The organism is Microbacterium sp. LWO13-1.2 (genome assembly GCF_038397725.1).
GTDB lineage: Bacteria > Actinomycetota > Actinomycetes > Actinomycetales > Microbacteriaceae > Microbacterium.
The window spans coordinates 2,135,633-2,159,348 of sequence record NZ_CP151634.1; the positions used below are offsets into that span (position 1 = coordinate 2,135,633).

Consider the following 23,716-nt stretch of genomic DNA (forward strand, 5'->3'; position numbering starts at 1 on the left):
GCGACCACCGTAGCCCCGACGCCTCCGTCGCGGCAGGACGTGCCGCTCTCTCGATTTGGGGACTGCGGATGCCGTGGGGTACAGTTATCCCAACCGAAGACCGCTGGTCATCGTCGTGCGCGCAAGTGCATGAGGATTGAAGCTCTGCAATGCAGGGGCCCGCGCAGGTGTCACGAACTTCTCAAAGCTCCGTGCGCTTGCGCCGGAGCTTTTTTGTGTGCAGATCCTGTTCCACAGGCGGTCGAGGTCGGTGCCTCACCACCGTGAGGCGCCTCGTAGACACCAAGGAGTGACCATGGCGCAGAAGGATGCATCGGTCGCCGAGCTCACGAAGTCATTCGAGAACTCGAACGCCGTCCTGCTGACCGAGTACCGCGGTCTGACGGTTGCCCAGCTCAAGCAGCTGCGCAACAGCATCCGTCAGGACGCCGAGTACGCCGTGGTGAAGAACACGCTGACCAAGATCGCCGCGAACAACGCGGGGATCAGTGCGCTGGATGACGACCTCAAGGGTCCGTCCGCCGTCGCATTCGTGCACGGTGACTTCGTCGCCACCGCCAAGGCTCTGCGTGACTTCGCCAAGGCGAACCCGCTTCTCGTGATCAAGTCCGGCATCTTCGAGGGCAACGCCCTCACCGCCGACGAGGTCAACAAGTACGCCGCGCTCGAGAGCCGTGAGGTTCTGCTGGCGAAGGCTGCGGGCATGATGAAGGCGACGATGGGCAAGGCTGCGGCCACCATCGACGCGCTTCGCGAAAAGCTGGAGACCGCACAGGCCGCGTAAGCGACCGGCGATCTTTTTCACAAACCCCATCTATTAGGAGATACATCATGGCGAAGCTCACCACCGAGGAGCTGCTCGAGCAGTTCGCTGGCCTGACCCTTGTCGAGCTCAACGACTTCGTGAAGGCGTTCGAGGAGAAGTTCGAGGTCACCGCTGCTGCCCCCGTCGCCGTTGCCGGCGCTGGCGGCGCTGCTGCTGAAGAGGTCGAGGAGAAGGACTCCTTCGACGTCGTCCTCGAGGCTGCTGGCGACAAGAAGATCCAGGTCATCAAGACGGTCCGCGAGCTCACCTCGCTCGGCCTCGGCGAGGCCAAGGCTGTCGTCGACGGTGCACCGAAGGCCGTCCTCGAAGGCGCGACCAAGGAAGCTGCCGAGAAGGCCAAGGCTGCCCTCGAAGAGGCAGGCGCAACGGTTACCCTCAAGTAATCCTGTTCGGGTCGAGGCGCAGAGCGCCCCGTCCTGAATGCGTCTGAACGCTTGCGAAAGCTCCGGGGTTCGCCCCGGGGCTTTCGTGCGTCCCGGGTCCTGGTCAGCGCGCCGGAGCGGTGGAGTTGCGCACCACGAGAGCGGATGCCGCCACCACGTGCTCGACCGGAGTGGCAGGGTCCTCGATCCGCTGCTGCAGAAGACGGACGGCCTGAGCGCCCTGCTCGCGCGGCCGCTGCCGGATCGTGGTCAGCGCGAACATCTCGGCGTGCTGATGATCGTCGATGCCGACGACGCTCAACTCTGCCGGCACGGAGATCCCGAGCCGGCGTGAGGCGATGATCGCGCCGATCGCCGCCTCGTCGCAAATGCCGACGATCGCGGTCGGCCGGTCGCGCCGATCGCCGAGGAGCTCGGCGGCCGACGCGTACCCGTCCGGCATGGTGCCGGCGCTGATCTCCACTCCGTCTGCCACTCGCAGATGCGCGCCGAGTCCGGCAGACGTCATCGCATCCCGATAGCCGTCGACACGGCGGGAATCGACGAAGCTGCGGGATGCGGCATCCGCTGAGGTGCCGACAAGGGCGATCCTGGTGTGACCGAGCTCGATCAGGTGCTCTGTCGCAATGCGCGCAGCTGCGGAGTCGTCGATCGACACGGAACTCGCCCGGTCGGCAGGCGGGCCGACCGTCACCAGTGGATGATCCGCGCGCTGCACGCGTTCGAGCTCGTGAGGGCCGGGCTGGATGCCCGCGACGATGAGCCCGTCGAACCGTTTGCGCGGCAGCACGCTCTCGAAGAGACGCGCGCGCTGGCCCGCGCCCTCCTTGAAGCTGTACAGCGCGAGGTCGTAGTCCAGCTCCAGGAGTGATTCCTGGATACCGGCCAGCAGTTCGGCGAAGAACCACCGCTCGATCGACGGCAGGACCACGCCGATGGTCTGGGTGCGTCCGGTGGCCAGGCTCGTCGCCGAGGAGTGCGCGACGTAGGAGAGCTCCCGCGCGGCCTCCGTGACGCGGGAACGAGTCGCGTCGGACACATAGCCCCGTCCGGTCAGGGCGCGGCTGGCGGTCGCCTTGGAGACGCCGGCACGTGCCGCGACGTCCGCGATCGTGCTCATCGGTCCTCCTCGACCTCGGCGTACGCGACGGCAGGGCAACTCTGCGCGCCCGTCGGTTCCTCAGGGTACGCGGAGAGGAACCGGTTCCACAATGACCGGCGGCCAGTCGTCCCTGAATACGTCGAATGGTTGTGCGCTTGTGATCGTTGCCTATTGTGCGGCGTCCTCGCGGGGAAGTAGGTTGGCCTGGAATCGGTTCCCTATCGGCGAGACACACAGCATCGCCATCCGCGAGGGGCCGGGTACTCGAAGAGGAGAATTCACATGGGTCTGTCACAGCGTCACCGGCGACTCGCGCCGCTCGCCCTGCTCGGTGCCACGGGCATCGCGCTCGCCGGATGTGGAGCGCCCGGTGCCCCAGACGGTGGTGGCGAGGGCGGTGGCGGCAACACGGTCACCATCTACGGCACGATCGTCGATGCCGAGGCGGAACTGCTGCAGGAGTCCTGGGCCGATTGGGCCAAGGAGAACGACATCGTGATCAAGTACGAGGGCAGCCAGGACTTCGAGACCCAGCTCGGCACGCGCGCGCAGGGTGGCAACCCGCCGGACATCGCGATCTTCCCGCAGCCCGGCCTGTTCGCCGACTTCGCCGAGCGCGACTTCTTGAAGCCCGCGCCGGAAGAGGTCAAGAAGAACGCGAACGAGTACTGGACCGAGGACTGGGTGAACTACGGCACGGTCGACGACACGTTCTACGGCGCGCCGCTGATGGCCAACGTCAAGGGCTGGATCTGGTACTCGCCGACGAAGTTCGCCGAATGGGGCGTCGAAGTCCCCAAGACCCTCGATGAGCTGGGGGCGCTGACCACCGCGATTCAGGCAGCGTCGGGAACTCCCGCCTGGTGCGCCGGCTTCGAATCCGGAACGGCGACGGGCTGGCCCGGCACCGACTGGGTCGAGGACTACGTGCTGCGTCAGGCCGGTCCCGAGGTGTATGACGAGTGGGTCACCGGCGAGGTCCCGTTCAGCGACCCGCAGATCAAGCAGGCGTTCGACTCCGTCGGCGAGGTGCTGCTGAACCCGGCGAACGTCAACGCCGGCTTCGGTGACGTCCGGTCGATCAACTCGACGGCCTTCGGCGACGTGGCTCCCGCGCTCGCTGCAGGAACCTGCGCGCTCACCCACCAGGCGTCGTTCCTCTCCGGCTTCTACCCGGAAGGCACCAACATCGCCGAGGACGGCGATGTCTGGGCCTTCATGCTTCCGGGTGAGAAGGCTGGCGAGAACGCGGTGACCGGTGCCGGCGAGATCGTCGGCGCGTTCAGCGACAGTGAGGCGACGCAGAAGGTGCTCGCGTACCTGTCGAGCCCCGAGTGGGCGAACAGCCGGGTGAGCCTCGGTGGCGTCACCTCCGCGAACAACGGGCTCGACCCGGAGAACGCGAAGGACCCCATCCTCCAGGAGACCATCAAGATCCTGCAGGACCCGGAGACGACGTTCCGCTTCGATGCCTCCGACCTGATGCCCGGTGCCGTCGGCACCGGCACGTTCTGGAAGGGCATGGTCGCCTGGGTCAACGGAACTCCGACCGATGAGGTTCTCACGCAGATCGAGTCCGGCTGGCCGGCGAGCTGATCGGAACGGAGCGGGCCGTCCATCCGGGCGGCCCGCTCTCTCGAATCCGAACAGCCGGCCCGAGCGCTGAGGCTCGGGGCGGCCTCGCTCTGCACAAGGTGAAAGGACCGACGTGACCGCGTTCTTCCAGTGGATCGGGACGATGCATCCGATCCTGCAGGCTGTGATCGTCGTCATCGCATTCGCGGTGGTGGTAGCCGTCATCCTGCTTCTCGTCGACATCGCGCCGCGCAAGGGCGCGCTCTACACCGGCATCCGCCTGGCGATGTGCTTGCTCATCCCGCTGGCCGTGATGGTGACGTTCAACGCGTGGTACTGGGCGATGGGAGTCGCCGTCGCCGTCGGGGCGATCTTCTTCCTGTTGGACTTCCGCTCCCGCGAGGGCACCGGATATCTCATCCAGCTCGTGGCGTTCATGGCTCCGGCGATGCTGCTGCTGCTCGTCGGACTGATCCTGCCTTCGCTGCAGACGATGGTCACCTCGTTCATGAACTCCTCGGGAAAGGACTTCGTCGGCCTCGCCAACTACGCGTGGATCTTCACACAGCCCGACGGCATCCGCGTGGTGCTCAACACCGTCGTCTGGGTGCTGCTCACACCGACCGTCTCCACGATCGTCGGCCTCGCCTACGCCGTCTTCATCGACAAGACCCGCGGCGAGAAGATCTACAAGGTGCTGGTGTTCATGCCGATGGCGATCTCGTTCGTCGGTGCCGGCATCATCTGGCGCTTCATGTACGAGTACCGCGGCAAGGAGTTCGACCAGATCGGCCTGCTGAATCAGCTCGTCGTCTGGTTCGGGGGAGAGCCGCAGCAGTGGCTGCTGAACCCGCCGCTGAACACGCTGTTCCTGATCGTCGTGCTGATCTGGGTGCAGACCGGCTTCGCGATGGTCGTGCTGTCCGCATCGATCAAGGGCGTGCCGGCCGAGCTGCTGGAAGCGGCTGAACTCGATGGCGCGAACGCCTGGCAGCGGTTCAAATCGGTCACGATTCCGGCGATCCGCCCCGCGCTGATCGTCGTCTTGACGACGATCTCGATCGCCTCGCTGAAGGTCTTCGACATCGTGCGCACGATGACCGGCGGAAACTACGACACGTCGGTGCTCGCCAACGAGATGTACACGCAGTTCACGAAGTTCGAGGGAGGACGCAGCGCCGCGCTCGCGGTGATCCTGTTCATTCTGGTGCTGCCGATCGTCATCTACAACGCGCGCCAGATCCAGAAGCAGCGGGAGATCCGATGACCGACACCGTGAAGACCCAAGAAGCGTCCACTACCCGCGCCATCACCACCGGCGGACGGCTGGATGCCTCGGCAGGCCGTGCCCGCAAGGTGCTCTCTCGACCCTGGGCGTCGGTCGGCTCGATCGTGATCGCCGTGCTGTGGACGATCCCGACGCTCGGCCTGTTCATCTCGTCGTTCCGCCCGCGGGATCAGATCCGCAGCAGCGGCTGGTGGGAGTTCTTCGCGAACCCCCAGGTCACCTTCGAGAACTATGCCGAGGTGCTGCAGTCGGGTACGACGCAGCTCACGATGGTGGAGTCGTTCATCAACTCGATCGCGATCACGATCCCGGCGACCGTGGTGCCGTTGATGGTCGCCGCGATGGCCGCGTACGCGTTCGCGTGGATCGACTTCAAGGGGCGCAACGCGCTGTTCATCTTCGTGTTCGCGCTGCAGATCGTGCCGATCCAGATGGCTCTGGTGCCGCTGCTGAGCTCGTTCTCGCGAGGGATCAACCTGTTCGGCCTCCAGGTCACGCAGCCTCTCGGTGCATCCGGAGGGTTCGCGCAAGTCTGGTTCGCGCACTCGATGTTCGCCCTGCCGCTGGCGATCTACCTGCTGCACAACTTCATGTCCGAGATCCCCGGTGAGATCATCGAGGCCGCGCGCGTCGACGGCGCATCGCGTGGGCAGATCTTCTTCCGCATCGTGCTGCCGCTGACGATGCCGGCCATCGCGTCGGTCGCGATCTTCCAGTTCCTCTGGGTGTGGAACGACCTGCTGGTCGCCCTCGTGTTCGCGGACGGCGCGGCCGCACCGATCACGAAACTCCTGGCGGAGATGGTCGGAACGCGCGGCAACGACTGGTTCCTGCTCACGGCCGGCGCCTTCGTGTCGATCATCGTTCCGCTGATCGTGTTCTTCTCGCTGCAGCGGTACTTCGTGCGCGGACTCCTGGCAGGGTCGACCAAGGGCTGACCGATTCCTGAATCGGTGGAACGGGCGGATGCCGCGGCGAAACATACCTGCTGCCGCGGCATCCACCCCCGTACGCTGAAATCATGAAGTACGCCGAGTCCATCGTCGACCTGGTCGGCGACACGCCCCTCGTGAAGCTGCAGCACGTCACTGACGGGCTCGCGTGCACGGTGCTCGTCAAGCTCGAGTACCTCAATCCCGGCGGCTCCGCGAAAGATCGGATCGCGACCCGGATCATCGACGCGGCAGAGGCATCCGGCGAATTGAAGCCGGGCGGAACCATCGTCGAACCCACCAGCGGCAACACCGGCGTCGGGCTGGCATTGGTCGCGCAGCAGCGCGGGTACAAATGCGTCTTCGTCCTGCCGGACAAGGTCGGCGAGGACAAGATCGATGTGCTGCGGGCGTACGGCGCCGAGGTCGTGGTGACCCCCACATCGGTCCCCGCGGACAGCCCGGAGTCGTACTACAGCGTGAGCGATCGCCTCGCCCGAGAGATCCCCGGGGCGTTCAAGCCGAACCAGTACGAGAACCCGAACGGGCCGCGCAGCCATTACGAGACCACGGGCCCCGAGATCTGGCGCGACACCGACGGCGAGGTCACGCATTTCGTCGCGGGCGTCGGGACCGGCGGCACGATCACCGGCACCGGTCGGTACCTGCGCGAGGTCTCCGATGAGCGCGTGCGCATCGTCGGCGTCGACCCGGAGGGCAGCGTCTACAGCGGTGGCACCGGCCGCCCGTATCTCGTCGAGGGTGTCGGTGAGGACATCTGGCCGGGCGCCTACGATCCGAGCGTGCCGCACGAGATCGTCGCGGTGGGCGATGCCGAGGCTTTCGCGATGACCCGCAGGCTGGCGCGGGAAGAGGGCATCCTCGTCGGCGGCTCCAGCGGGATGGCCGTGATCGGCGCCCTGCGCGTGGCCCGGGAGTTGCCGGCCGATGCCGTCGTCGTGGTGCTCCTGCCGGACGGCGGACGCGGCTATCTCGGCAAGATCTTCAACGACGGCTGGATGCGCTCGTACGGTTTCAGCGAGGTCGAGGAGGGCGAGACGGTCGCTCATGTGCTCGCCGCGCGCCCCTCGCGGAAGGGGCACGGCATCCCCGATCTGGTCCACGCGCACCCGAGCGACACTGTGCTGGAGGCGATCGGCATGATGACCGAGTTCGATGTGTCTCAGCTCGTCGTCCTCAGCGCCGAGCCGCCGGTGATGATGGGCGAGGTCGTCGGCACCGTCGACGAGAAAGGGCTGCTGGACCTGCTCTTCCGCGGCGAGGCTTCGCCAGCCGACGCGGTGTGCGAGCATGTGGGGGAGCGGTTGCCGCTGATCGGCATCCATGCTCCCGTCGCCCAGGCGCGGACCGCACTCGCCGATGTCGACGCGCTGCTGGTGACCGAAGACGGCAAGCCGCACACCGTCCTCACCAGGCAGGACCTCCTCGCGTATCTCTCCCGCTGATCGCGCGCCGTCCCCGGCCGTAACAGGATCGGCCCACGGGGCGGGGCCGGACGTAGGCTGATAGGCATGTCCGACCACGCTTTCGCCACCCGAGCCATCCACGCAGGGCAGGAGTTCGACCCGACCACGGGTGCGATCATCCCCCCGATCTATCAGACCTCCACTTTCGTGCAGGACGGCATCGGCGGCCTCCGCGGCGGATACGAATACAACAGAGCCGCGAACCCCACGCGCTCATCGCTCGAGACGCAGCTCGCCGCGCTCGAGGGCGGCTCCGCGGCGCTTTCGTTCGCCTCGGGCCTCGCCGCCGAGGACGCCCTGTTGCGCGGTGTGTTGAAGCCCGGCGACCACGTGCTGCTCGGCAACGACGCCTACGGCGGCACCTACCGCCTGCTCACGAAGGTGCTCGCGCCCTGGGGGATCGAGACGACGACGGTCGAGCTCTCCGACGTCGACGTCATTCGTGCGGCGATCCGGCCGGAGACGAAGATCGTCTGGCTGGAGACGCCGAGCAATCCGCTTCTCAAGATCATCGACATCGGTCGGATCGCCGAGATCGCGCACGCCGCGGGAGCGATCGTCGTGGTCGACAACACCTTCGCCTCGCCGGCGTTGCAGCAGCCCCTCGCGCTCGGCGCCGACCTCGTCGTGCACTCGACCACGAAGTACCTCGGAGGGCACTCCGACGTACTCGGCGGCGCCGTCGTCTTCGGTGATGACCGCTTCTTCGAGCAGGTGAAGTTCCAGCAGTTCGCCGTCGGCGCCGTCTCTGCTCCGCTCGACGCCTGGCTGACGACGCGCGGCATCAAGACGCTCGCCCTGCGGATGCGGCAGCACTCGGAGAACGCGCAAGCCATCGCCGAGTGGGCGCAATCGCGTCCGGAGTTCGAGACCGTATTCTTCCCCGGGCTCGCATCGCACCCCGGCCACGACATCGCAGCCCGCCAGATGAGCGGCTTCGGGGGGATGCTGTCGCTCGGCCTCGCCGGCGGGTCCGCCGCGGCGCGCGCGTTCGCGGAGTCGACCGAGCTGTTCCAACTCGCGGAATCGCTCGGTGGTGTGGAGTCGCTGATCGGCTACCCGTCGGAGATGACGCACGCCTCGGTCCGCGGCACCCCGCTCGCCGTTCCGGAGAACGTCGTGCGGCTGTCCGTCGGAATCGAAGACGTCGGGGACCTCATCGCCGACCTCGAGCAGGGGCTTGCTCGACTCTCCCGCTGACCGGTACGCCCGGCCCTTCGCCGTCGGGGGATGCTTTGGGACGCTCCCGCAGCCCGGGAACCGTCTGAAACCATTCCGGAGGGCGCCCCGGCGGGCATCGCCCGGTGGTCGCGGGCGGTAGCATGGATGCTTCGCCAATCGAATCGATTCGAACGATATCCCGCCACCTGAACTCCGGAAGGACCGTCGTGCCCGACGCTCCGCACACTGATCCCACGCCGACCGAACGCACCGCGACCGGCAGCATCCGCACCTCGACGCCGACCGGCGCGATCCGCACCCTCGGGTCGAACCCGGCCACGGCGCCGGTCATGCTGCACCCCGGGGATTCGATCCCGACGGCGCGCCGGGTCCTCTACATCATCCTGCTCGGCGCCCTCACCGCGCTCGGCCCTTTCACGATCGACCTGTATCTGCCCGCGTTCCCGGTGCTGGAAGAGGACTTCAACACCACGGCAGGTGCGATCCAACTGACCCTCACCGGCACGATGATCGGTTTCGCGATCGGTCAGCTCGTCGTCGGCCCGCTCAGCGACAAGGTCGGTCGCCGTGTCCCGTTGATCGCGGTCACGGCGCTGCACGTGCTCGCCAGCCTCGCGGCGGCGTTCGCCCCGGATCTCGGCCTGCTGAGCGCGACGCGCGTACTGATGGGCATCGGAGCCGCGGCGGGTGGTGTGGTGGCGATGGCCATCGTGCGAGACCTGTTCGGCGGACGCCGGCTCGTCGTGATGCTCTCGCGGCTCGCGCTCGTCTCGGGGGTCGCCCCCGTGGTCGCTCCGCTGATCGGATCGTGGCTGCTCACGCTGATGCCGTGGCGCGGGATCTTCGTCGTGCTCGCCGTCTACGGCATCGTGATGCTGCTCTCCGCGATCATCTTCATCCCAGAGACCCTCCCGGCAGCGCGCCGGCAGGAGCGTGGCGGCGCGACGGTGCTGCAGCGTTACCGTTCGGTGCTGTCCGACCGGGTCTTCATCGGCGTGCTGATCATCGGCGGGATGACGTTCTCGGGTCTGTTCTCCTACCTTTCGGCATCCCCCTTCCTCTTCCAGCAGACGCACCAGCTCGATCCGCAGCAGTACGGGCTCCTGTTCGCCGCGAATTCGCTCGGCCTGGTCATCGGTGTTCAGATCGCCTCCCGGCTTGCGACCCGCTTCGGACCGCAGTGGGTGCTGGCGGTGTCCACCGTCGTGCTTCTCCTCGCCGGATCCGCGATCATCGTGACCGATCAGATCGGCCTGGGGCTCTGGGGCACGGTCGTGCCGCTGTTCGTGTTCATGACGGCATGCGGTTTCACGTTCCCGAACGTGCAGGTGCTGGCGCTGGATCGACACGGCAAGGCGGCAGGCACGGCTGCCTCGATCCTGGGCGCGGCGAACTTCGGCGTCGCCGGACTCATCTCACCGGTCGTCGGCTGGATCTCGCACGATGCCGGCATCACCGCGACCACCATGGCCTCGGTGATGGTCGGGTGCGCAGTGATCGCGATCCTCGCGCTGTGGCTGATCGTGCGTCCGCGCACGGTGGGGATGCTCACGCCCTGACCTTCCAGGTGACGTCGGCCAGAATGGGACGATGAACAGGCGAATGCTGTGGTGGGGGGTCGGTTGTCTCGTAGCGGCGACGGTGCTGGGGGCGATCGTCGTACTGGGATTCGCGGATACTCCGGCGATCGATCGCTGGTGGAACTCGGTGGTCGCCGATCAGAGAGTGCCCTGGCTGCTGGGTTTCGCCCACCTGACGAACCGGATCGGCGGCGGTTGGATCGCGATCCTGCTGGTGCCGCTGCTGGTGATCGCGGTGCTGCTGCTGACGCGTCGCTGGCGATCGGCGGTTTTCGCGGCTCTCGCCTTCCTGCTCAGTGCCGGGGCGGTGCAGGGGCTCAAGCAGTTGTTCGGGCGGGCCCGACCCGATGACATGCTCGTGGCCTCCGATTACGGTTCATTCCCTTCGGGGCACGTCGCGAACGCGGCGACCATCGCTGTCGTGATCTGCGTGATCTTCCCTCGGGTCTGGACGATCGTCCTCGGCGCACTCTGGGTCCTCGGGATGGCGTACTCGCGCACCCTGCTCTCCGTGCACTGGGCGACGGACACGCTCGGCGGGGCGCTGGCCGGGGCCGGGGTCGTGCTGATGCTGGCCGCCCTGCTCGGCGACTGGGTGCAGGGCCGGAGGCCGCAGTCCGATCCGCCGATAGGCTGGAAGGCCGCCCGCTCTTCCTGAGGAGTCCTCTTGTCTCGCATCCGTCCGTATCGACCCGCAGATCGCGCCGCGATGTACGACATCTGCGTGCGGACGGCGGACGCCGGCGCGGATGCGACGGGCATCCTCTCGAACGATGAGCTGTGGGGCGACGTCTACGCTGTTCCCTACGTCGAGCGTCACCCTGATCTCGCCTGGGTCGTCGAGGCCGAAGACGGACGCGCGATCGGTTACATCGTCGCGACGGACGACACGGATGCCTTCGCGCAATGGTTCCGCGATGAGTGGTGGCCGCAGCGGGCGCAGCGGTATCCGCGGCCCGGGGAGGTCATCACCCGCGAGGACCGGATGGTCGAGTCCGCCTACAGTCGTGCTCCGGGCGACGACGTGCATGCCGTGGACTACCCGGCGCATCTGCATATCGACCTGCTTCCCGAGACCCAGGGTCAGGGACTGGGGCGCCTGCTCGTCGAAACACTCTTCGCCGAGCTGCGACGTCGGGGAGTGACGGGCCTGCACCTCGGCATGGATCCGAACAACACCGGCGCTGCCGCGTTCTACGAGCGCCTCGGGATGGAGCGTCTGCCCGAGGGCCCGGGCGCGCAGAGTTACGGCGTGCGTTTCGGCGGCTGAGTCATCCGGAGGGCTCAGCCCCGCCAGAGGAACAGCGCCACTCCCAGGAGAGCGACCACCGCCAGCGACGCCAGGGTTCGGAACGTGTTCCACGCTGTCCAGCGCGGCGCGTAGTCGGACCACGAGAGCGTGCCCGCCTCGAGCGCGTTGTTCATGGGGACGTTGACCGCCGCGGTGACGAGGAACGAGCCGACGAAGCTGACACCGGCAGCGAGGTAGAGCCAGAAGCCGTCCCTGCCCGCGATGGTCGTCATGATCCCGGCCGCGAGTGCGCTCAGAGGGGTGCCGAGGAACGTCAGGAACAGCCAGGGGTTCAGGATGCGGCGGTTGATGCTGCGCATCGCTGCGGATGCGGCATCCGCCCCCAGCTCGTTCAAGCCGCCGATCACCGACATGGAGAACGCGAAGAAGAGACCGGCGAGCGATGCGGCGAGCACGAGCGAGACGAACGTCAGGACGAGGGCGATGCTGATCACGGGAATCAGCATAGGGCGAGCATCGGGATGCGGCCTTGCATGAGAAAACCCCCGGAAGCTCTCGCTTACCGGGGGTTCAGTCATTGGCGGTGACGGCGGGATTCGAACCCGCGGTTGCTTGCACAACACACGCTTTCCAAGCGTGCTCCTTCGGCCGCTCGGACACGTCACCAGGAACAACCTGTCCATCCTATCCGATCGGCCGGGTGCCGCGTGACAGGTGCTATCCGGCCGGAACCTCGTCGATCGAGAAGTAGACGGGCAGGCCGCGCTCGCGGGCGATGGCGACGTCGTTGTCGGCACCCGTCGAATCGCCGGGGAGGCGCAGCACCGCGTCGCAGTGCTGCAGCAGGCGCGCGGCCACGTCGTACATGACATCGCTGTGCGCGGCTTCGGCGGAGTCCAGCCCGCGGAGCACCGGGAGGGCGACCCATTCGCCGATCATCGGGACATGTCCCAGCCGGTGGAGGGGAGCTGCGGCGGCCTCGAGGCGCTCGAGGTTGCGTGCGATCGCTTCGGGATCGCCGTCGGTGCCGGAGCGGTAGGGTCCGGCGATGAGAATGAGGAGTGGTTTCGTCATACCGAAGACTGTAACGTTAACCGTGCAGAAACGTAAATAAACGTGAAGGAGTCGGAATGCTGAGTGTGCAGCGCAAGGAACATCTGCTCGGGCTGCTCGCTCGCGACGGTCGGGTCGTCGCGAAGGATGCGGCGACTGAGCTCGGCGTCTCGGAAGACTCCATCCGTCGCGACCTTCGCGAACTCGCGGCGATCGGGGCGTGCGTCCGCGTCTACGGCGGTGCCGTCCCGATTGCGGAGCGCCCGGTGGCGCAGCGCCAGGACATCGCGACGGAGAGCAAGGAGCGGGTGGCGAGGGCAGCGGTCGCTCATATCCGCCCCGCTTCCACGATCATCCTCGACGCCGGCACGACGACCCTCGCCATGGCGCGGATGCTCCCGAACGACGCGGCGCTGACGGTGATCACGCCGAGTCCCGCCGTGGCACTCGCGGTGGCGGAGCATTCGGACGCCAGGATCATCCTGGTCGGTGGGGAGCTCACCCGGCACTCGATGGCGTCGGGCGGAGCCCTTGCGCTCGAGGCGATCGCGCATCTCGGCGCCGACATCTTCTTCATGGGGGTGTCCGGGATCGACCCCCTCCACGGATTGACGACCGGCAGCATCGACGATGCCGCGACGAAGCGAGCTCTCGCCGCACGGAGCACAGAGGTGCTCGTCCTGGCCAGCGAGGAGAAGATCGGTGCGGCATCGCGGTTCCCGGTTCTCGGTTTCGGCGAGATCGCCGGGATCATCGTCGACCCGGAGGATGACGATCCGCTCATCGCGCAGCTGATCCCCGCGTAAAATCTCAGGGTGGCCACCCCGAAGATCGTGCTTTTCTATGCCTTCACGCCGCTCACCGACCCCGAGGCGATCCGTCTCTGGCAGCGCGATCTCGGCGAGGCGCTCGGGCTGCGCGGTCGCCTCATCATCTCGAAGGACGGCGTCAACGGCACCCTCGGCGGTGACCTGCTCGCGCTGAAGAAGTGGGTGCGGTCGTTCCGCGCCTACGCGCCGTTCAAGGACGCCGACATCAAATGGAGCGAGGGCACGGGACTCGACGCGGCCGGTCTCAGCCTCGACTTCCCGAAGCTCAGCGTGAAGGTCCGCGACGAGATCGTCTCCTTCGGGGCGCCCGGTGAGCTGCGGGTGGACGCACACGGCGTCGTCGGCGGCGGAACGCGGCTGACCCCCGACGCACTCCACGACCTCGTGGCGGAGCGCGGCGACGACGTCGTGTTCTTCGACGGCCGCAACGCGCTCGAGGCGCAGATCGGGCGCTTCAAGAACGCGATCGTCCCGGACACCGACACGACCCGCGACTTCGTCAGCCTGCTCGATTCCGGGGCGTACGACGATCTCAAGGGCAAGCCGGTCGTCACGTACTGCACCGGCGGCATCCGCTGCGAGGTGCTGTCCAGCTTGATGGCGTCCCGCGGCTTCGGCGAGATCTACCAGCTGGAGGGCGGCATCGTCCGCTACGGGGAGCGATTCGGAGACGACGGACTGTGGGAGGGCTCGCTCTACGTGTTCGACAAGCGCGGTTCGGTCGATTTCTCGGACCACGCCGCGGTCATCGGAGAGTGCGTCGGCTGCTCGACGCCCACCAAACGCACGGCGAACTGCCCTGACCTCTCGTGCCGCGTGCAGTTCGTCGTGTGCGAGACGTGCGCAGCGGTGCCCTGCCAGGAGCACGCCGCGGCGTGAGGGCTACGCGAGCAGGGGAGCATCCGCACTGCGCCCCGCGAACAATGACCGCGGGATCATCACGGCGGTCAGCCGGGTTCGATGATCCACGCTCCGCTGCAGGTCGCCGAGGATCGTGGTGAGCGGCACCGAGAGGTCACCGACCTCCGCTCCGCCGCGGGCATAGCTCGTCTGCTCGACGGCATCCGTGAGCCGCTTCACGGCGTCGGGGTCCGCGCCTCGCTCGCGCACGAGGGCCGCTCCGCGCACCCGTGGAGTGTCGGCATCCGACACCGCGACCCGCAGGTCCAGCAAGGTGTCTCGCAGTTCGGACCAAGCCGCCATCGCGTCGCCGTCGCGCGCGCGCCGTCGGCGGATGGCGCGACGTGTGCGCCGGATCAGCGCCGGGAGCAGCAGGATCAGCACGATCGTGACGATGCCGAGCATGATCGGCGTCGGGTCGAGCTGTCGCAGAGGCCCGGTCGTCCCCGCGCTGTCGCCGGCATCGTTGCGCTCGAGGTCCGGGCCGTTCGTCGCCGTCGCGCCCGGCGACGTCGTCGGCGCCGGCGAGGCAGGTCCTCCTGCCCCCGGTCCCGTGGTGGTCGCCGGCTCGAACCGGGTCGGCACGCCCAGGGATGCGGTCGGCTCGAACGGCACCCAGCCGATGCCCTCGAAATACACCTCCGGCCAGGAGTGCAGCTGGTCGCTCGTCACGGAGAACACCGACTCCTCGCCGCGCTCCTGATCCGTGAGCAGACCGGGAAGGTAGCCGACGACGATGCGCACCTGCATCCCCAGCTCTTCAGCCATCAGGGCGAAGGCGCCCGCGAAGTGGATGCAGTACCCGGAACGCACCTCCAGGAACCGCGCGACGGCGTCAGCGCCGGTTCCGTCGAACTCCTCCTCGACGGGCGTCTCCAGGGAGTAGCTGAAGGTGCTGCGGAACCACGTCTGCAGGGCGATGAGTCGGTCGTAGTCGGAGCCGGCGCCGGCCGTCACCTCTGCCGCCAGGTCGCCGATCGCCGCGGGCAGCTCCACCGGCGTCTCGTCCGTCTCAAGAGGCGGTGCCGCTGATGCCGCCTGGATCTGCTCGAGGGTCGGGGTGACGGAAACCGAGGTCACGGTGTAGTCGTTGCCGACGGCGTCGCCTCGATCGGAGACGACGGTGCGATTCCCGGGCATCACCATCCACGATGAGGGCGCGCCCTGGATTCTGGTCGCGGCGTACGGAACCGGAAGCCACGCACTCGACATCCGCAGAATCCGGATCGACGTGCGCCGGCTCTCGCTCTCGATCTCCTCGGTCCAGTCGGGGTCCCCGAAGCCGTCCGACTGCTCCTGCAGCTCGGATTCATCAGGGTTCCAGACGCGGCCGTCGAATTGCGAGAGGGTGGCGAGTCGCAGGTAGGGGGCGACCTCGCCTTCGGCTGCGACCGTCAGCACCTCGACCGGCGTCGGACGGCGCAGATCGTCGCCGAGATTCAATGATGCGTTGACGGTGATGCCGACGCCCGAGCCGGCCCAGCTCGCCGATACGGGCAGCCCCGGCGCGATCATGATGGTAGCGGTCAACGCGATGACGCCGATCCCGGCGGTGATCGCGGGTGCGGACCGGGCGGGCGCGTCCGGATCCTGCCGCGCGGTGTAGCCGAAAAGGACGAGCATCAGCACGCCGAGCATCACGAACCAGACGACGTTGGCGCCGCTGACGGTGACGATCATCGGCAGCGCGCCGACGACGGCCGCGAGGAGGCCGGCGAGCAGGGCGTTCCGATGCGCGACGAGCTGGTCGAGCAGGATCGCGAGCACCGCGAAGCCGCCGGCCAGCACCAGCTGCAACCCCGGCGTGGCGTTCAGCGGCGCCGATCCGTAGGCGATCTCCTCCCACGCGCCGGCCGCGAGTGAGCCGAACACCGACCAGGTGCTCGGGGTCGGAACGACGCCGAAGACTGCGGTGTCCCCGGCGACCAGCAGAGTGACGGTGCCGATCGCGGCGACGATCTGGGCGAAGAGCGGCACGAGCTCCCGCACCCATTCGGGTCGGCGCTGCAGCAGTGTCCGCATGCCGATTCCGGTGAGCGCCGTCACGAAGATCACCGCTGTGACGGCGAAAGACCACGCGCCCGGTTCGATCACCGAGGTGAACGGCCACAGCGCGACGAATCCGGCCGCAGCGGCGAGTGCACCGGGCGCCAGTCGCCGGGGCGGGGTCTCCTCGTCCCGACGCCACGTCGCCGCGCCGACGGCCGGGTCCACCCGCTCAGACCGGCGCATCGCCGACTCCGGGTCGCTGGGGCAGTGCGTCCTCCCAGGCGTCGGCGATGTCCTCGCCGAGTTCTGCCGTCGACCAGCCGTGTGCGGTGGCGGCCGCCATCGCACCGGGCTGGGCTTCCGTGGCGAACAGCATGGCCGCCGCCGCCCCTGAGGGCCGCAGCAGCGCGGCGTCCTCTTCATCGATCCGCCCGGTGATGTACACGAGCGGGCCGGGAGGGGTGCCGCCGATGAGCGTCGGGAGGTCGCGGGAATCCCCGCGCGGCGTGACCATCGCGAGCGCCACGAGGAGCCCGTCGCGATCGTCCTCGTGCCCGCGCAGCTCGCCCAGCACGTTCCCCGCGCTGTCGATCACGTCGACGCTGTAGCCCTCCTGAACCAGGTGGATCGCCGCGGAGGCGCAGAGCGAGACCGCGGTCTCGAATCGGGCGTCGGCGCTGTGTCCTGGCCGATCCCAGCGGGCGGCGCTGCGATCGAGCACGACGAGCGCGTCCGGACTGGACTCCTCCTCTTCCTGACGCACCATCAACTGGCCTCGGTGCGCGGTGGCACGCCAGTGGATGCGGCGCATCGAGTCGCCGGAGATGTAATGGCGCGGCGAGAGATTGTCGCTGCCCTGTCCGAGCCTGCTCGACGAGGTGTGCGCAGTGCCGCCGGCGGCGCCGACGCGGACTGTGAGCGGTGCCAATGTGAAGACCTCCGGCACCACGGTGACCGTCCGGGTCTCGCCGAACTCCTGCTCCCGCTGAGCGAGGCCGAAGGGATCGACGGTGCGCAGCATGAGGGGCCCGATCTGCCAGATACCGCGCCGCACTCCGGTGATGACGTAGCTCAGCTGGCCGCTGCGCGGCGGGTACTCGCCGCCGGACTCACCGGCGACGGCATCCGGCAGCACGTCACGCCAGAGGCCGTGCGGAATGCGGATGGCGCGCAGGTTGAAACGCACGGTCACCCGGGAAAGCTCGGAGACGGTGATCAGGTCGGTGGAGATCTGCCGTGCCACGGTGCCGGTACGCCGGGGAATCCGCACCACGAGGAAAGAGAGTGCGGGGAGCAGGAAGAGCAGGAGCCCGACGTAGAGGAGGATCGGAGCCGCGACGGCGTTCGCGAGGACCACGCAGGCGACGCCGGCGAGGAGAGCTCCCGCTCCTCGCCCGGTGAGAGTTCGCCGTCGTCGCATCTCTCCGTTCCTCAGGAGCGGGCCGCGATCGGGACTCGCACCCGATCGACGATCTGCGCGAGCGCCGCCTCGACCGGCTGGGCGCCGGCGCGGTGCGCGCCGCGGGCCGGCAGCAGGCGGTGCGCGAACACCGGGACGAGGAGTGCGGTGAGGTCGTCGGGGATCACGTATTCGCGTCCGTCCAGAGCAGCCCAGACCTTGGCAGCCCGCACGAGCTGCAGCGTCGCACGCGGGCTCGCCCCCAGATGCAGGCTCGGGTCGACCCTGGTGGCCTGGGCGAGAGCGACCGCGTACTCCTCGAGCGCCGGGGCGATGTGCACGGACCGTGCCCACGCGACGAGCAGGCTGATGGATGCCGCATCCGCCACCGGGGTCACGGCGGCGAGCGGGTTCACGACGTCGCGCTGGCGCAGCATCAGCGCCTCGGCAGCGGCATCCGGATACCCCATCGAGATCCGCATCATGAAGCGGTCCCGCTGCGCTTCCGGCAGGGCGTACGTTCCCTCCATCTCGAGCGGGTTCTGCGTGGCGACGACGAGGAACGGCCGCGGCAGCGGATGCGTATCCCCATCGACGGTGACCTGTCCCTCCTCCATCGCCTCGAGCAGGGCCGACTGAGTCTTGGGGGAGGAACGGTTGATCTCGTCGGCGATGACGATGTGCGCGAAGATCGCACCGCGCTTGAACTCGAACTCGCGGTCGACCGGGTTGTAGACGGAGACACCGGTGACATCGCCGGGGAGCAGGTCGGGGGTGAACTGGATGCGGCGCACCGTCGCATCCACGCTGGCGGCCAGCGCCCGCGCGAGCATGGTCTTGCCGACCCCCGGGACGTCCTCGATGAGGAGGTGCCCCTCGGCCAGCAGGCAGATGAGGGCGCTGCGCACGGCATCCGGTTTTCCATCGATCACCGCTCCGACGGAGCCGAGGATCGCGGAGGTCTGCGCGGCGAACTGCTCGGCGCTGATTTCAGCCGGGATCTGGGGGGCGGTGTCTGGCATGCGTTCCCTCTCGCGTGAGCGCTGCGATGCGCGTGAATCGATCGTAACCCGCGCGAGCGGTCGTCGTCCGGTCTCCTGGGCGCTCGCAGCGCAGAGGTTCCGGTAAGATGGTTGACGGCTCTCCGCGTGGCGGCATCCAGGCCAATTCCCCCAGGGCGGAAACGCAGCAAGGGTAACCGGGCTCTGCTGGGTGCGCGGAGGGTCACTTTCTTTTTCAGCGTCCTCCGGGGCGGCACTGCCAGGATCGTGACGTGACCAGCCCCGCCGTCTCCCCGCGCTCGAACCCGATCGGTCGGTTCGCATCGCCGGTCGTGCTCCTCGCCGCCATGTGGCTCATCCAGTTCGCTGATGCCGTGCTGCCCGGTTCGTTCACCGGGTTCGGCGTGCGCTCATGGGATGTCTCCGGTCTCGCCGGTATCGCGCTGGGTCCGCTGCTCCACGTCGATTGGGCGCACCTGATCGCCAACTCCGTGCCGCTGCTCGTGCTCGGCTGTCTGGTCGCGGTGGACGGCGCTGGACGCTTCTGGGCGGTGACCGCGACCGTAGCGATCGTCGGCGGTATCGGCACCTGGCTGCTCAACGCGCCCGGCGCGCTGACGGTCGGTGCGTCCGGACTCGTCTTCGGCTACTTCGGCTATGTCGTGATGAGGGTGTTCGCTCCCGGTCGCATTCCGCACCGGTTGCTGTACGCCGTGATCGCGTTGATCGTGATCGCGCTCTACGGCGGTTCGATGCTGGCCGGCGTCGTCGGCGTGCGCGATGGCGTCTCCTGGCAGGCGCACCTGTTCGGGGCAATCGGTGGCGGGCTGGCTGCGCTCGCTCGCAGACGCGGAGACCGATCCGGATGAGCACACGGCGTCCGAGATCGCGCAGCAGCGCGCGCACGCGCAAGCCCGGCGCCCGGCGGCGGGCCGCTCTTCGGATCCGGCGACGGCGGATGCTGCGGCGCATCCTCATCTCCGCGGCGATCGTCGTGGCGGTCGTCGGGTTCGCGGTGCTCGTGCCGTTCGGCCTCGCGCGGGATCCGGCACCCGTCTGCGCGGCGGACTCGGGGACGTTCCCGGAAGTCGGCATCGAGGGATGGCGGGGGGAGCAGCTCGAGAACGCCGCCACGATCATGCAGACGGCATCGGGTCTCGGATTCGGCCGCGACGGGCAGATCATCGGGGTGATGACCGCCATGGGTGAGAGCGGTCTGCGCAACATCGACTACGGCGACTGGGAGACCATCGGCTTCCGCAACCCGGACGGAACGCGAACCTCGAGCATCGGGCTCTTCCAGCAGCAGGACTGGTGGGGCAGCGTCGAGACCCGGATGGACCCGGCCGCATCCGCCACCCTCTTCTACACGCGCCTCGGCGGGTTGGAAGGGTGGCAGCAGATGGCGCCGTCGCACGCGATCCACCGTGTGCAGATCAACACCGACCCCGACTACTACGCCCAGTACGCGGCGGATGCGACGGCCGTCGTCGTCGCGTTGTCCGGCCCGTGCGCGGCATAAGCTGAAGTCGTGGCTCGGAGCATCTACATCACCTCGGCCGAAGGACACAGCGGCAAGTCGACCGTCGCGCTCGGCGTGCTCGACGCGGTGATGCGCGTGACCCCCAGAGTGGGGGTGTTCCGCCCGATCGCCCGGTCCGCCGAGGAACGCGACTATGTGCTGGAGCTCCTGCTCGCACACGACGGCGTGCAGCTCGACTACGACGAATGCGTCGGCGTCACCTACGACGATGTGCGCGAGGACCCGGATCGCGCCCTGTCCACGATCGTGTCGCGGTTCAAGGCGGTCGAGGCGCAGTGCGACGCCGTCGTCATCGTCGGCAGCGATTACACCGATGTCGCCAGTCCCGCGGAGCTCGGATACAACGCCAGGATCGCTGCGAACCTCGGTGCCCCGGTACTGCTCGTGCTCAGCGGTCGCGATCAGCAGCGCCAGGGAGAACAGCTCGGCACCACCACCGCGCGCACCCCGGAGGCGATCGGTCAGATCGCGGGGCTCGCGATCGCCGAACTCGGCGAGGAGCGTGCGGAACTGTTCGCACTCGTCGTCAACCGCGCCGACCCCGACGCGATGGACCGGACGATCGAGACCCTGCGATCCGCATCGACCGCAGCGACTCCCGTCTGGGCGATCCCGGAGGATCGCAGCCTCATCGCTCCGTCGATGAGCGGCATCCTCACGGCCGTCGGCGGCCGGCTCCTCAAGGGCGACCCCGAACTGCTCGGTCGCGAGGTGCTCAGTGTCGTCGTCGCCGGGATGTCGATGGTCAACGTGCTCCCTCGTCTCACCGAGGATGCCGTCGTGGTGATCCCGGCCGACCGCACCGAGGTGCTCCTCGCGACGCTGCTGGCGCACGCATCCGGCACCTTCCCGCGCGTGTCCGGAATCATCCTGAACGGGCCGTTCCCGCTGCCGGAGCCCATTGATCGGCTCATCGACGGCTTCGCCTCCGCGGTCGCGATCATCGCGACCGATCTCGGCACGTACGAGACGACCCTGCGGGTCATGGGCACGAGAGGGCGCGTCAGCGTCGACTCCCGCCGCCGCTACGACACAGCGCTGGGGCTCTTCCAGACGCACGTCGACATCACCGAGCTCACCACCCAGCTCGGCCTCGCGGAATCCCGCGTCGTCACTCCGCTGATGTTCGAGTACGGCCTCATCGAGCGCGCCCGCGCAGAGCGCAAGCGCATCGTCCTGCCCGAGGGCGACGACGATCGCATCCTCAAGGCGGCAGCCACCCTGCTGGCCAGGGAGGTCGCCGATCTCACGATCCTGGGCGACGAGTCCGAGATCCGCGCACGCGCCACCGCGCTGGGTCTCGACCTCACCGCCGCCCAGATCCTCAGCCCGTTCGACGCCGAACTCGTCGAGCGCTTCGCCACGGAGTATGCGCGGCTGCGGGCCCACAAGGGCATCACGCTCGCGCAGGCGGCGGACACGGTCACCGACGTCTCGTACTTCGGAACGATGATGGTGCATCTCGGCCTCGCCGACGGCATGGTCTCCGGAGCCGCGCACACCACGGCCCACACGATCCGCCCGTCGTTCGAGATCATCAAGACGAAGCCGGGGGTGAACGTCGTCTCCAGCGTGTTCCTGATGGCGCTCGCCGACCGGGTGCTCGTCTACGGCGACTGCGCCGTGATCCCGGACCCGACCAGCGCGCAACTCGCGGACATCGCGATCTCCTCGGCGGCGACCGCCCGCCAGTTCGGCATCGAGCCGCGCGTCGCCATGCTGTCCTACTCGACGGGGGAGTCGGGCTCCGGCGCGGACGTCGACAAGGTTCGCGAAGCGACGGCCCTGGTGCGGGAGCGGGATCCGGAGCTCCCAGTCGAAGGGCCGATCCAGTACGACGCGGCGGCGGATGCGGCGGTGGCCGCGGCCAAGCTGCCGGGGTCGGCCGTGGCCGGGCGAGCGACCGTGTTCGTGTTCCCCGATCTCAACACCGGCAACAACACCTACAAGGCGGTGCAGCGCTCCGCCGGCGCGGTGGCGATCGGTCCGGTCCTGCAGGGGCTGAACAAGCCGATCAACGACCTCTCACGCGGTGCCTTGGTCGACGACATCGTGAACACGGTCGCGATCACTGCGATCCAGGCTCAGGGAGTGGATGCCGGCGCATGAGTGCGATCCTCGTCATCAACAGCGGGTCCTCGTCGCTGAAATACAGTCTCATCGACGTCGCGCGCGAGCGTGAACTGGCCGGCGGTCTCATCGAGCGGATCGGCCAGGACATCAGCGCGGTGATGCACACGGTGCGGCAGTTCGCAGCACCCGGCGAGCCCGCTCCCACGATGCTCGACGCCACGTACAAGAGCGAGCTGCCGATCGCCGACCACGATCGCGCGTTCGCGGTGATGCTGGAGCAGTTCGCCGCACACGGGCCGTCGCTCGTCGAGCATCCGCCCGTCGCCGTCGGCCACCGCGTCGTGCACGGAGGATCGCGCTTCGTCGCGCCGACACTGATCACGCAGGACGTCGAGAACGAGATCGAGGAGCTGTCGGTCCTCGCACCGCTGCACAACCCGGCCAACCTCGCCGGGATCGTCGCCGCGCGCGCCGTGTTCGACACCGTGCCGCACGTGGCCGTGTTCGACACCGCGTTCCATCAGACGCTGGCGCCGGCGGCCTACACCTACGCGATCGATGCCGCGCTCGCCGCAGACCATCAGGTGCGCCGCTACGGCTTCCACGGCACGAGCCATCAGTACGTGAGCGAGGCGGCCGCGGCGTTCCTCGGCCGCGATCTCGGATCGTTGAAGCAGATCGTGTTCCACCTCGGCAACGGCGCCTCGGTCACGGCCGTCGATGGCGGGCGGTCGGTGGAGACATCGATGGGGCTGACGCCGCTGGAGGGTCTGGTCATGGGCACTCGCTCCGGCGATATCGATGCGGCCGCACTGATGCACATCGCCAGGACCGCCGGTTACACGATCGACGATCTCGACACCCTGCTCAACAAGCACAGCGGTCTGCTGGGGCTCGCCGGACACAGCGACATGCGTGACATCCTCGCCGGGGTGGACGCGGGTGAGGCGGCATCGACACTCGCGTTCGATGTCTACATCCACCGACTGCGCGCCTACGCCGGGGCGTACATCGCGCAACTCGGCGGCGTGGATGTCATCTCGTTCACGGCAGGGGTCGGGGAGAACGCCGCGCGTGTGCGCGCGGAATCGATGTCGACGCTGGGCTTCGCTGGTATCGAGATCGATGCCGCCCGGAACGAGGCCCGCGAGCGGGGCATCCGGCGCATCTCCACCGACGCCTCCTCCGTCGTCGTCCTCGTCGTGCCGACGAACGAAGAGCTGCAGATCGCCCGCCAGACCGCTGAACTGCTCTGAGCCCCGGCGCGGGGGTTACCTGGATGCCGAGCCCGCACTACGCTGGCACGGAGGCACGCCGAGGT

The 23,716-nt window shown here is 68.1% G+C and carries 22 protein-coding genes, 1 tRNA gene and 1 other RNA gene; 17 read left to right on the forward strand and 7 right to left on the reverse strand.

Annotated elements, in window-relative coordinates; all coding sequences use genetic code 11:
- Positions 1-295: 295 nt before the first annotated feature.
- Complete coding sequence (gene rplJ / locus MRBLWO13_RS10025; RefSeq protein ID WP_102191731.1) at positions 296-784, forward strand: 50S ribosomal protein L10; 489 nt, start codon at positions 296-298, stop codon at positions 782-784.
- A gap of 47 nt (positions 785-831) precedes the next feature.
- Entirely contained in the window at positions 832-1,209 is a 378-nt protein-coding gene (gene rplL / locus MRBLWO13_RS10030) for a 50S ribosomal protein L7/L12 (RefSeq protein ID WP_341973833.1), read from the forward strand.
- Positions 1,210-1,312: 103 nt separating this feature from the next.
- Here the strand turns inward: rplL and MRBLWO13_RS10035 are convergent, their stop codons facing one another.
- A complete protein-coding gene (locus tag MRBLWO13_RS10035) occupies positions 1,313-2,329 on the reverse strand; it encodes a LacI family DNA-binding transcriptional regulator (RefSeq protein WP_341973834.1) in 1,017 nt (338 codons plus the stop codon).
- Positions 2,330-2,593: 264 nt separating this feature from the next.
- Here MRBLWO13_RS10035 and MRBLWO13_RS10040 point away from each other — a divergent pair, with 264 nt between their 5' ends.
- The 8 genes from MRBLWO13_RS10040 (at position 2,594) to MRBLWO13_RS10075 (ending at position 11,625) form a co-directional block, all read left to right on the forward strand.
- On the forward strand, positions 2,594-3,907 hold the full coding sequence (locus tag MRBLWO13_RS10040) for an extracellular solute-binding protein (protein WP_341973835.1): 1,314 nt from the start codon (positions 2,594-2,596) through the stop codon (positions 3,905-3,907).
- Between the two features lie 112 nt (positions 3,908-4,019).
- Complete coding sequence (locus MRBLWO13_RS10045; protein ID WP_341973836.1) at positions 4,020-5,153, forward strand: sugar ABC transporter permease; 1,134 nt, start codon at positions 4,020-4,022, stop codon at positions 5,151-5,153.
- Positions 5,150-6,112, forward strand: a complete 963-nt coding sequence (locus tag MRBLWO13_RS10050) for a carbohydrate ABC transporter permease (RefSeq protein WP_341973837.1) — start codon at positions 5,150-5,152, stop codon at positions 6,110-6,112. Before MRBLWO13_RS10045 ends, MRBLWO13_RS10050 begins: the two co-directional genes overlap by 4 nt.
- Positions 6,113-6,195: 83 nt before the next feature.
- Positions 6,196-7,572, forward strand: coding sequence for a cystathionine beta-synthase (locus tag MRBLWO13_RS10055; RefSeq protein ID WP_341973838.1), 1,377 nt, complete (start codon positions 6,196-6,198; stop codon positions 7,570-7,572).
- A 66-nt stretch (positions 7,573-7,638) separates the two neighbouring features.
- The gene (locus MRBLWO13_RS10060; RefSeq protein ID WP_341973839.1) at positions 7,639-8,793 is read left to right on the forward strand and encodes a cystathionine gamma-synthase; all 1,155 of its coding nucleotides are present in this window, start codon (positions 7,639-7,641) and stop codon (positions 8,791-8,793) included.
- 311 nt (positions 8,794-9,104) lie between these two features.
- Complete coding sequence (locus tag MRBLWO13_RS10065; protein WP_341978347.1) at positions 9,105-10,334, forward strand: multidrug effflux MFS transporter; 1,230 nt, start codon at positions 9,105-9,107, stop codon at positions 10,332-10,334.
- A gap of 31 nt (positions 10,335-10,365) precedes the next feature.
- On the forward strand, positions 10,366-11,013 hold the full coding sequence (locus MRBLWO13_RS10070) for a phosphatase PAP2 family protein (RefSeq protein WP_341973840.1): 648 nt from the start codon (positions 10,366-10,368) through the stop codon (positions 11,011-11,013).
- A 9-nt stretch (positions 11,014-11,022) separates the two neighbouring features.
- On the forward strand, positions 11,023-11,625 hold the full coding sequence (locus tag MRBLWO13_RS10075) for a GNAT family N-acetyltransferase (protein WP_341973841.1): 603 nt from the start codon (positions 11,023-11,025) through the stop codon (positions 11,623-11,625).
- Positions 11,626-11,639: 14 nt separating this feature from the next.
- On the opposite strand, the gene MRBLWO13_RS10080 is transcribed toward MRBLWO13_RS10075, so the two are convergent.
- The 3 genes from MRBLWO13_RS10080 to MRBLWO13_RS10090 form a co-directional block, all read right to left on the reverse strand.
- Positions 11,640-12,101, reverse strand: coding sequence for an anthrone oxygenase family protein (locus tag MRBLWO13_RS10080; RefSeq protein ID WP_341973842.1), 462 nt, complete (start codon positions 12,099-12,101; stop codon positions 11,640-11,642).
- 84 nt (positions 12,102-12,185) lie between these two features.
- Positions 12,186-12,273: transfer RNA gene (locus tag MRBLWO13_RS10085), tRNA-Ser, on the reverse strand.
- 51 nt (positions 12,274-12,324) lie between these two features.
- Positions 12,325-12,681 (reverse strand): DUF4406 domain-containing protein, encoded by a 357-nt coding sequence (locus MRBLWO13_RS10090; protein ID WP_341973843.1) that lies wholly within the window; start codon positions 12,679-12,681, stop codon positions 12,325-12,327.
- Between the two features lie 56 nt (positions 12,682-12,737).
- On the opposite strand from MRBLWO13_RS10090, the gene MRBLWO13_RS10095 reads away from it, so the two are divergent.
- Positions 12,738-13,466 (forward strand): DeoR/GlpR family DNA-binding transcription regulator, encoded by a 729-nt coding sequence (locus tag MRBLWO13_RS10095; RefSeq protein WP_341973844.1) that lies wholly within the window; start codon positions 12,738-12,740, stop codon positions 13,464-13,466.
- Positions 13,467-13,475: 9 nt separating this feature from the next.
- Complete coding sequence (locus MRBLWO13_RS10100) at positions 13,476-14,369, forward strand: rhodanese-related sulfurtransferase (RefSeq protein WP_341973845.1); 894 nt, start codon at positions 13,476-13,478, stop codon at positions 14,367-14,369.
- Between the two features lie 3 nt (positions 14,370-14,372).
- On the opposite strand, the gene MRBLWO13_RS10105 is transcribed toward MRBLWO13_RS10100, so the two are convergent.
- The 3 genes from MRBLWO13_RS10105 to MRBLWO13_RS10115 are packed head-to-tail and all read right to left on the reverse strand — an operon-like array spanning position 14,373 to position 18,800.
- Entirely contained in the window at positions 14,373-16,622 is a 2,250-nt protein-coding gene (locus tag MRBLWO13_RS10105; protein ID WP_341973846.1) for a DUF3488 and transglutaminase-like domain-containing protein, read from the reverse strand.
- Positions 16,609-17,799 (reverse strand): DUF58 domain-containing protein, encoded by a 1,191-nt coding sequence (locus MRBLWO13_RS10110; protein ID WP_341973847.1) that lies wholly within the window; start codon positions 17,797-17,799, stop codon positions 16,609-16,611. The genes MRBLWO13_RS10105 and MRBLWO13_RS10110 overlap by 14 nt, the downstream gene beginning before the upstream one ends.
- Positions 17,800-17,810: 11 nt before the next feature.
- Positions 17,811-18,800 carry a MoxR family ATPase gene (locus MRBLWO13_RS10115; RefSeq protein ID WP_341973848.1) on the reverse strand — a complete coding sequence of 330 codons (990 nt, stop codon included), beginning with the start codon at positions 18,798-18,800 and terminating at the stop codon, positions 17,811-17,813.
- A 113-nt stretch (positions 18,801-18,913) separates the two neighbouring features.
- Here MRBLWO13_RS10115 and ffs point away from each other — a divergent pair.
- From ffs to MRBLWO13_RS10140, 5 genes are all read left to right on the forward strand, one after another.
- Positions 18,914-19,010: signal recognition particle sRNA small type (gene ffs / locus MRBLWO13_RS10120), an RNA gene on the forward strand.
- A 41-nt stretch (positions 19,011-19,051) separates the two neighbouring features.
- Positions 19,052-19,648, forward strand: a complete 597-nt coding sequence (locus MRBLWO13_RS10125; protein ID WP_341973849.1) for a rhomboid family intramembrane serine protease — start codon at positions 19,052-19,054, stop codon at positions 19,646-19,648.
- A complete protein-coding gene (locus MRBLWO13_RS10130) occupies positions 19,645-20,301 on the forward strand; it encodes a hypothetical protein (protein ID WP_341973850.1) in 657 nt (218 codons plus the stop codon). Before MRBLWO13_RS10125 ends, MRBLWO13_RS10130 begins: the two co-directional genes overlap by 4 nt.
- A gap of 9 nt (positions 20,302-20,310) precedes the next feature.
- The gene (gene pta / locus MRBLWO13_RS10135; RefSeq protein ID WP_341973851.1) at positions 20,311-22,431 is read left to right on the forward strand and encodes a phosphate acetyltransferase; all 2,121 of its coding nucleotides are present in this window, start codon (positions 20,311-20,313) and stop codon (positions 22,429-22,431) included.
- Positions 22,428-23,651: an acetate kinase gene (locus tag MRBLWO13_RS10140; RefSeq protein WP_341973852.1), complete on the forward strand. Its 1,224-nt coding sequence runs from the start codon at positions 22,428-22,430 to the stop codon at positions 23,649-23,651. Before pta ends, MRBLWO13_RS10140 begins: the two co-directional genes overlap by 4 nt.
- Positions 23,652-23,716: the final 65 nt, after the last annotated feature.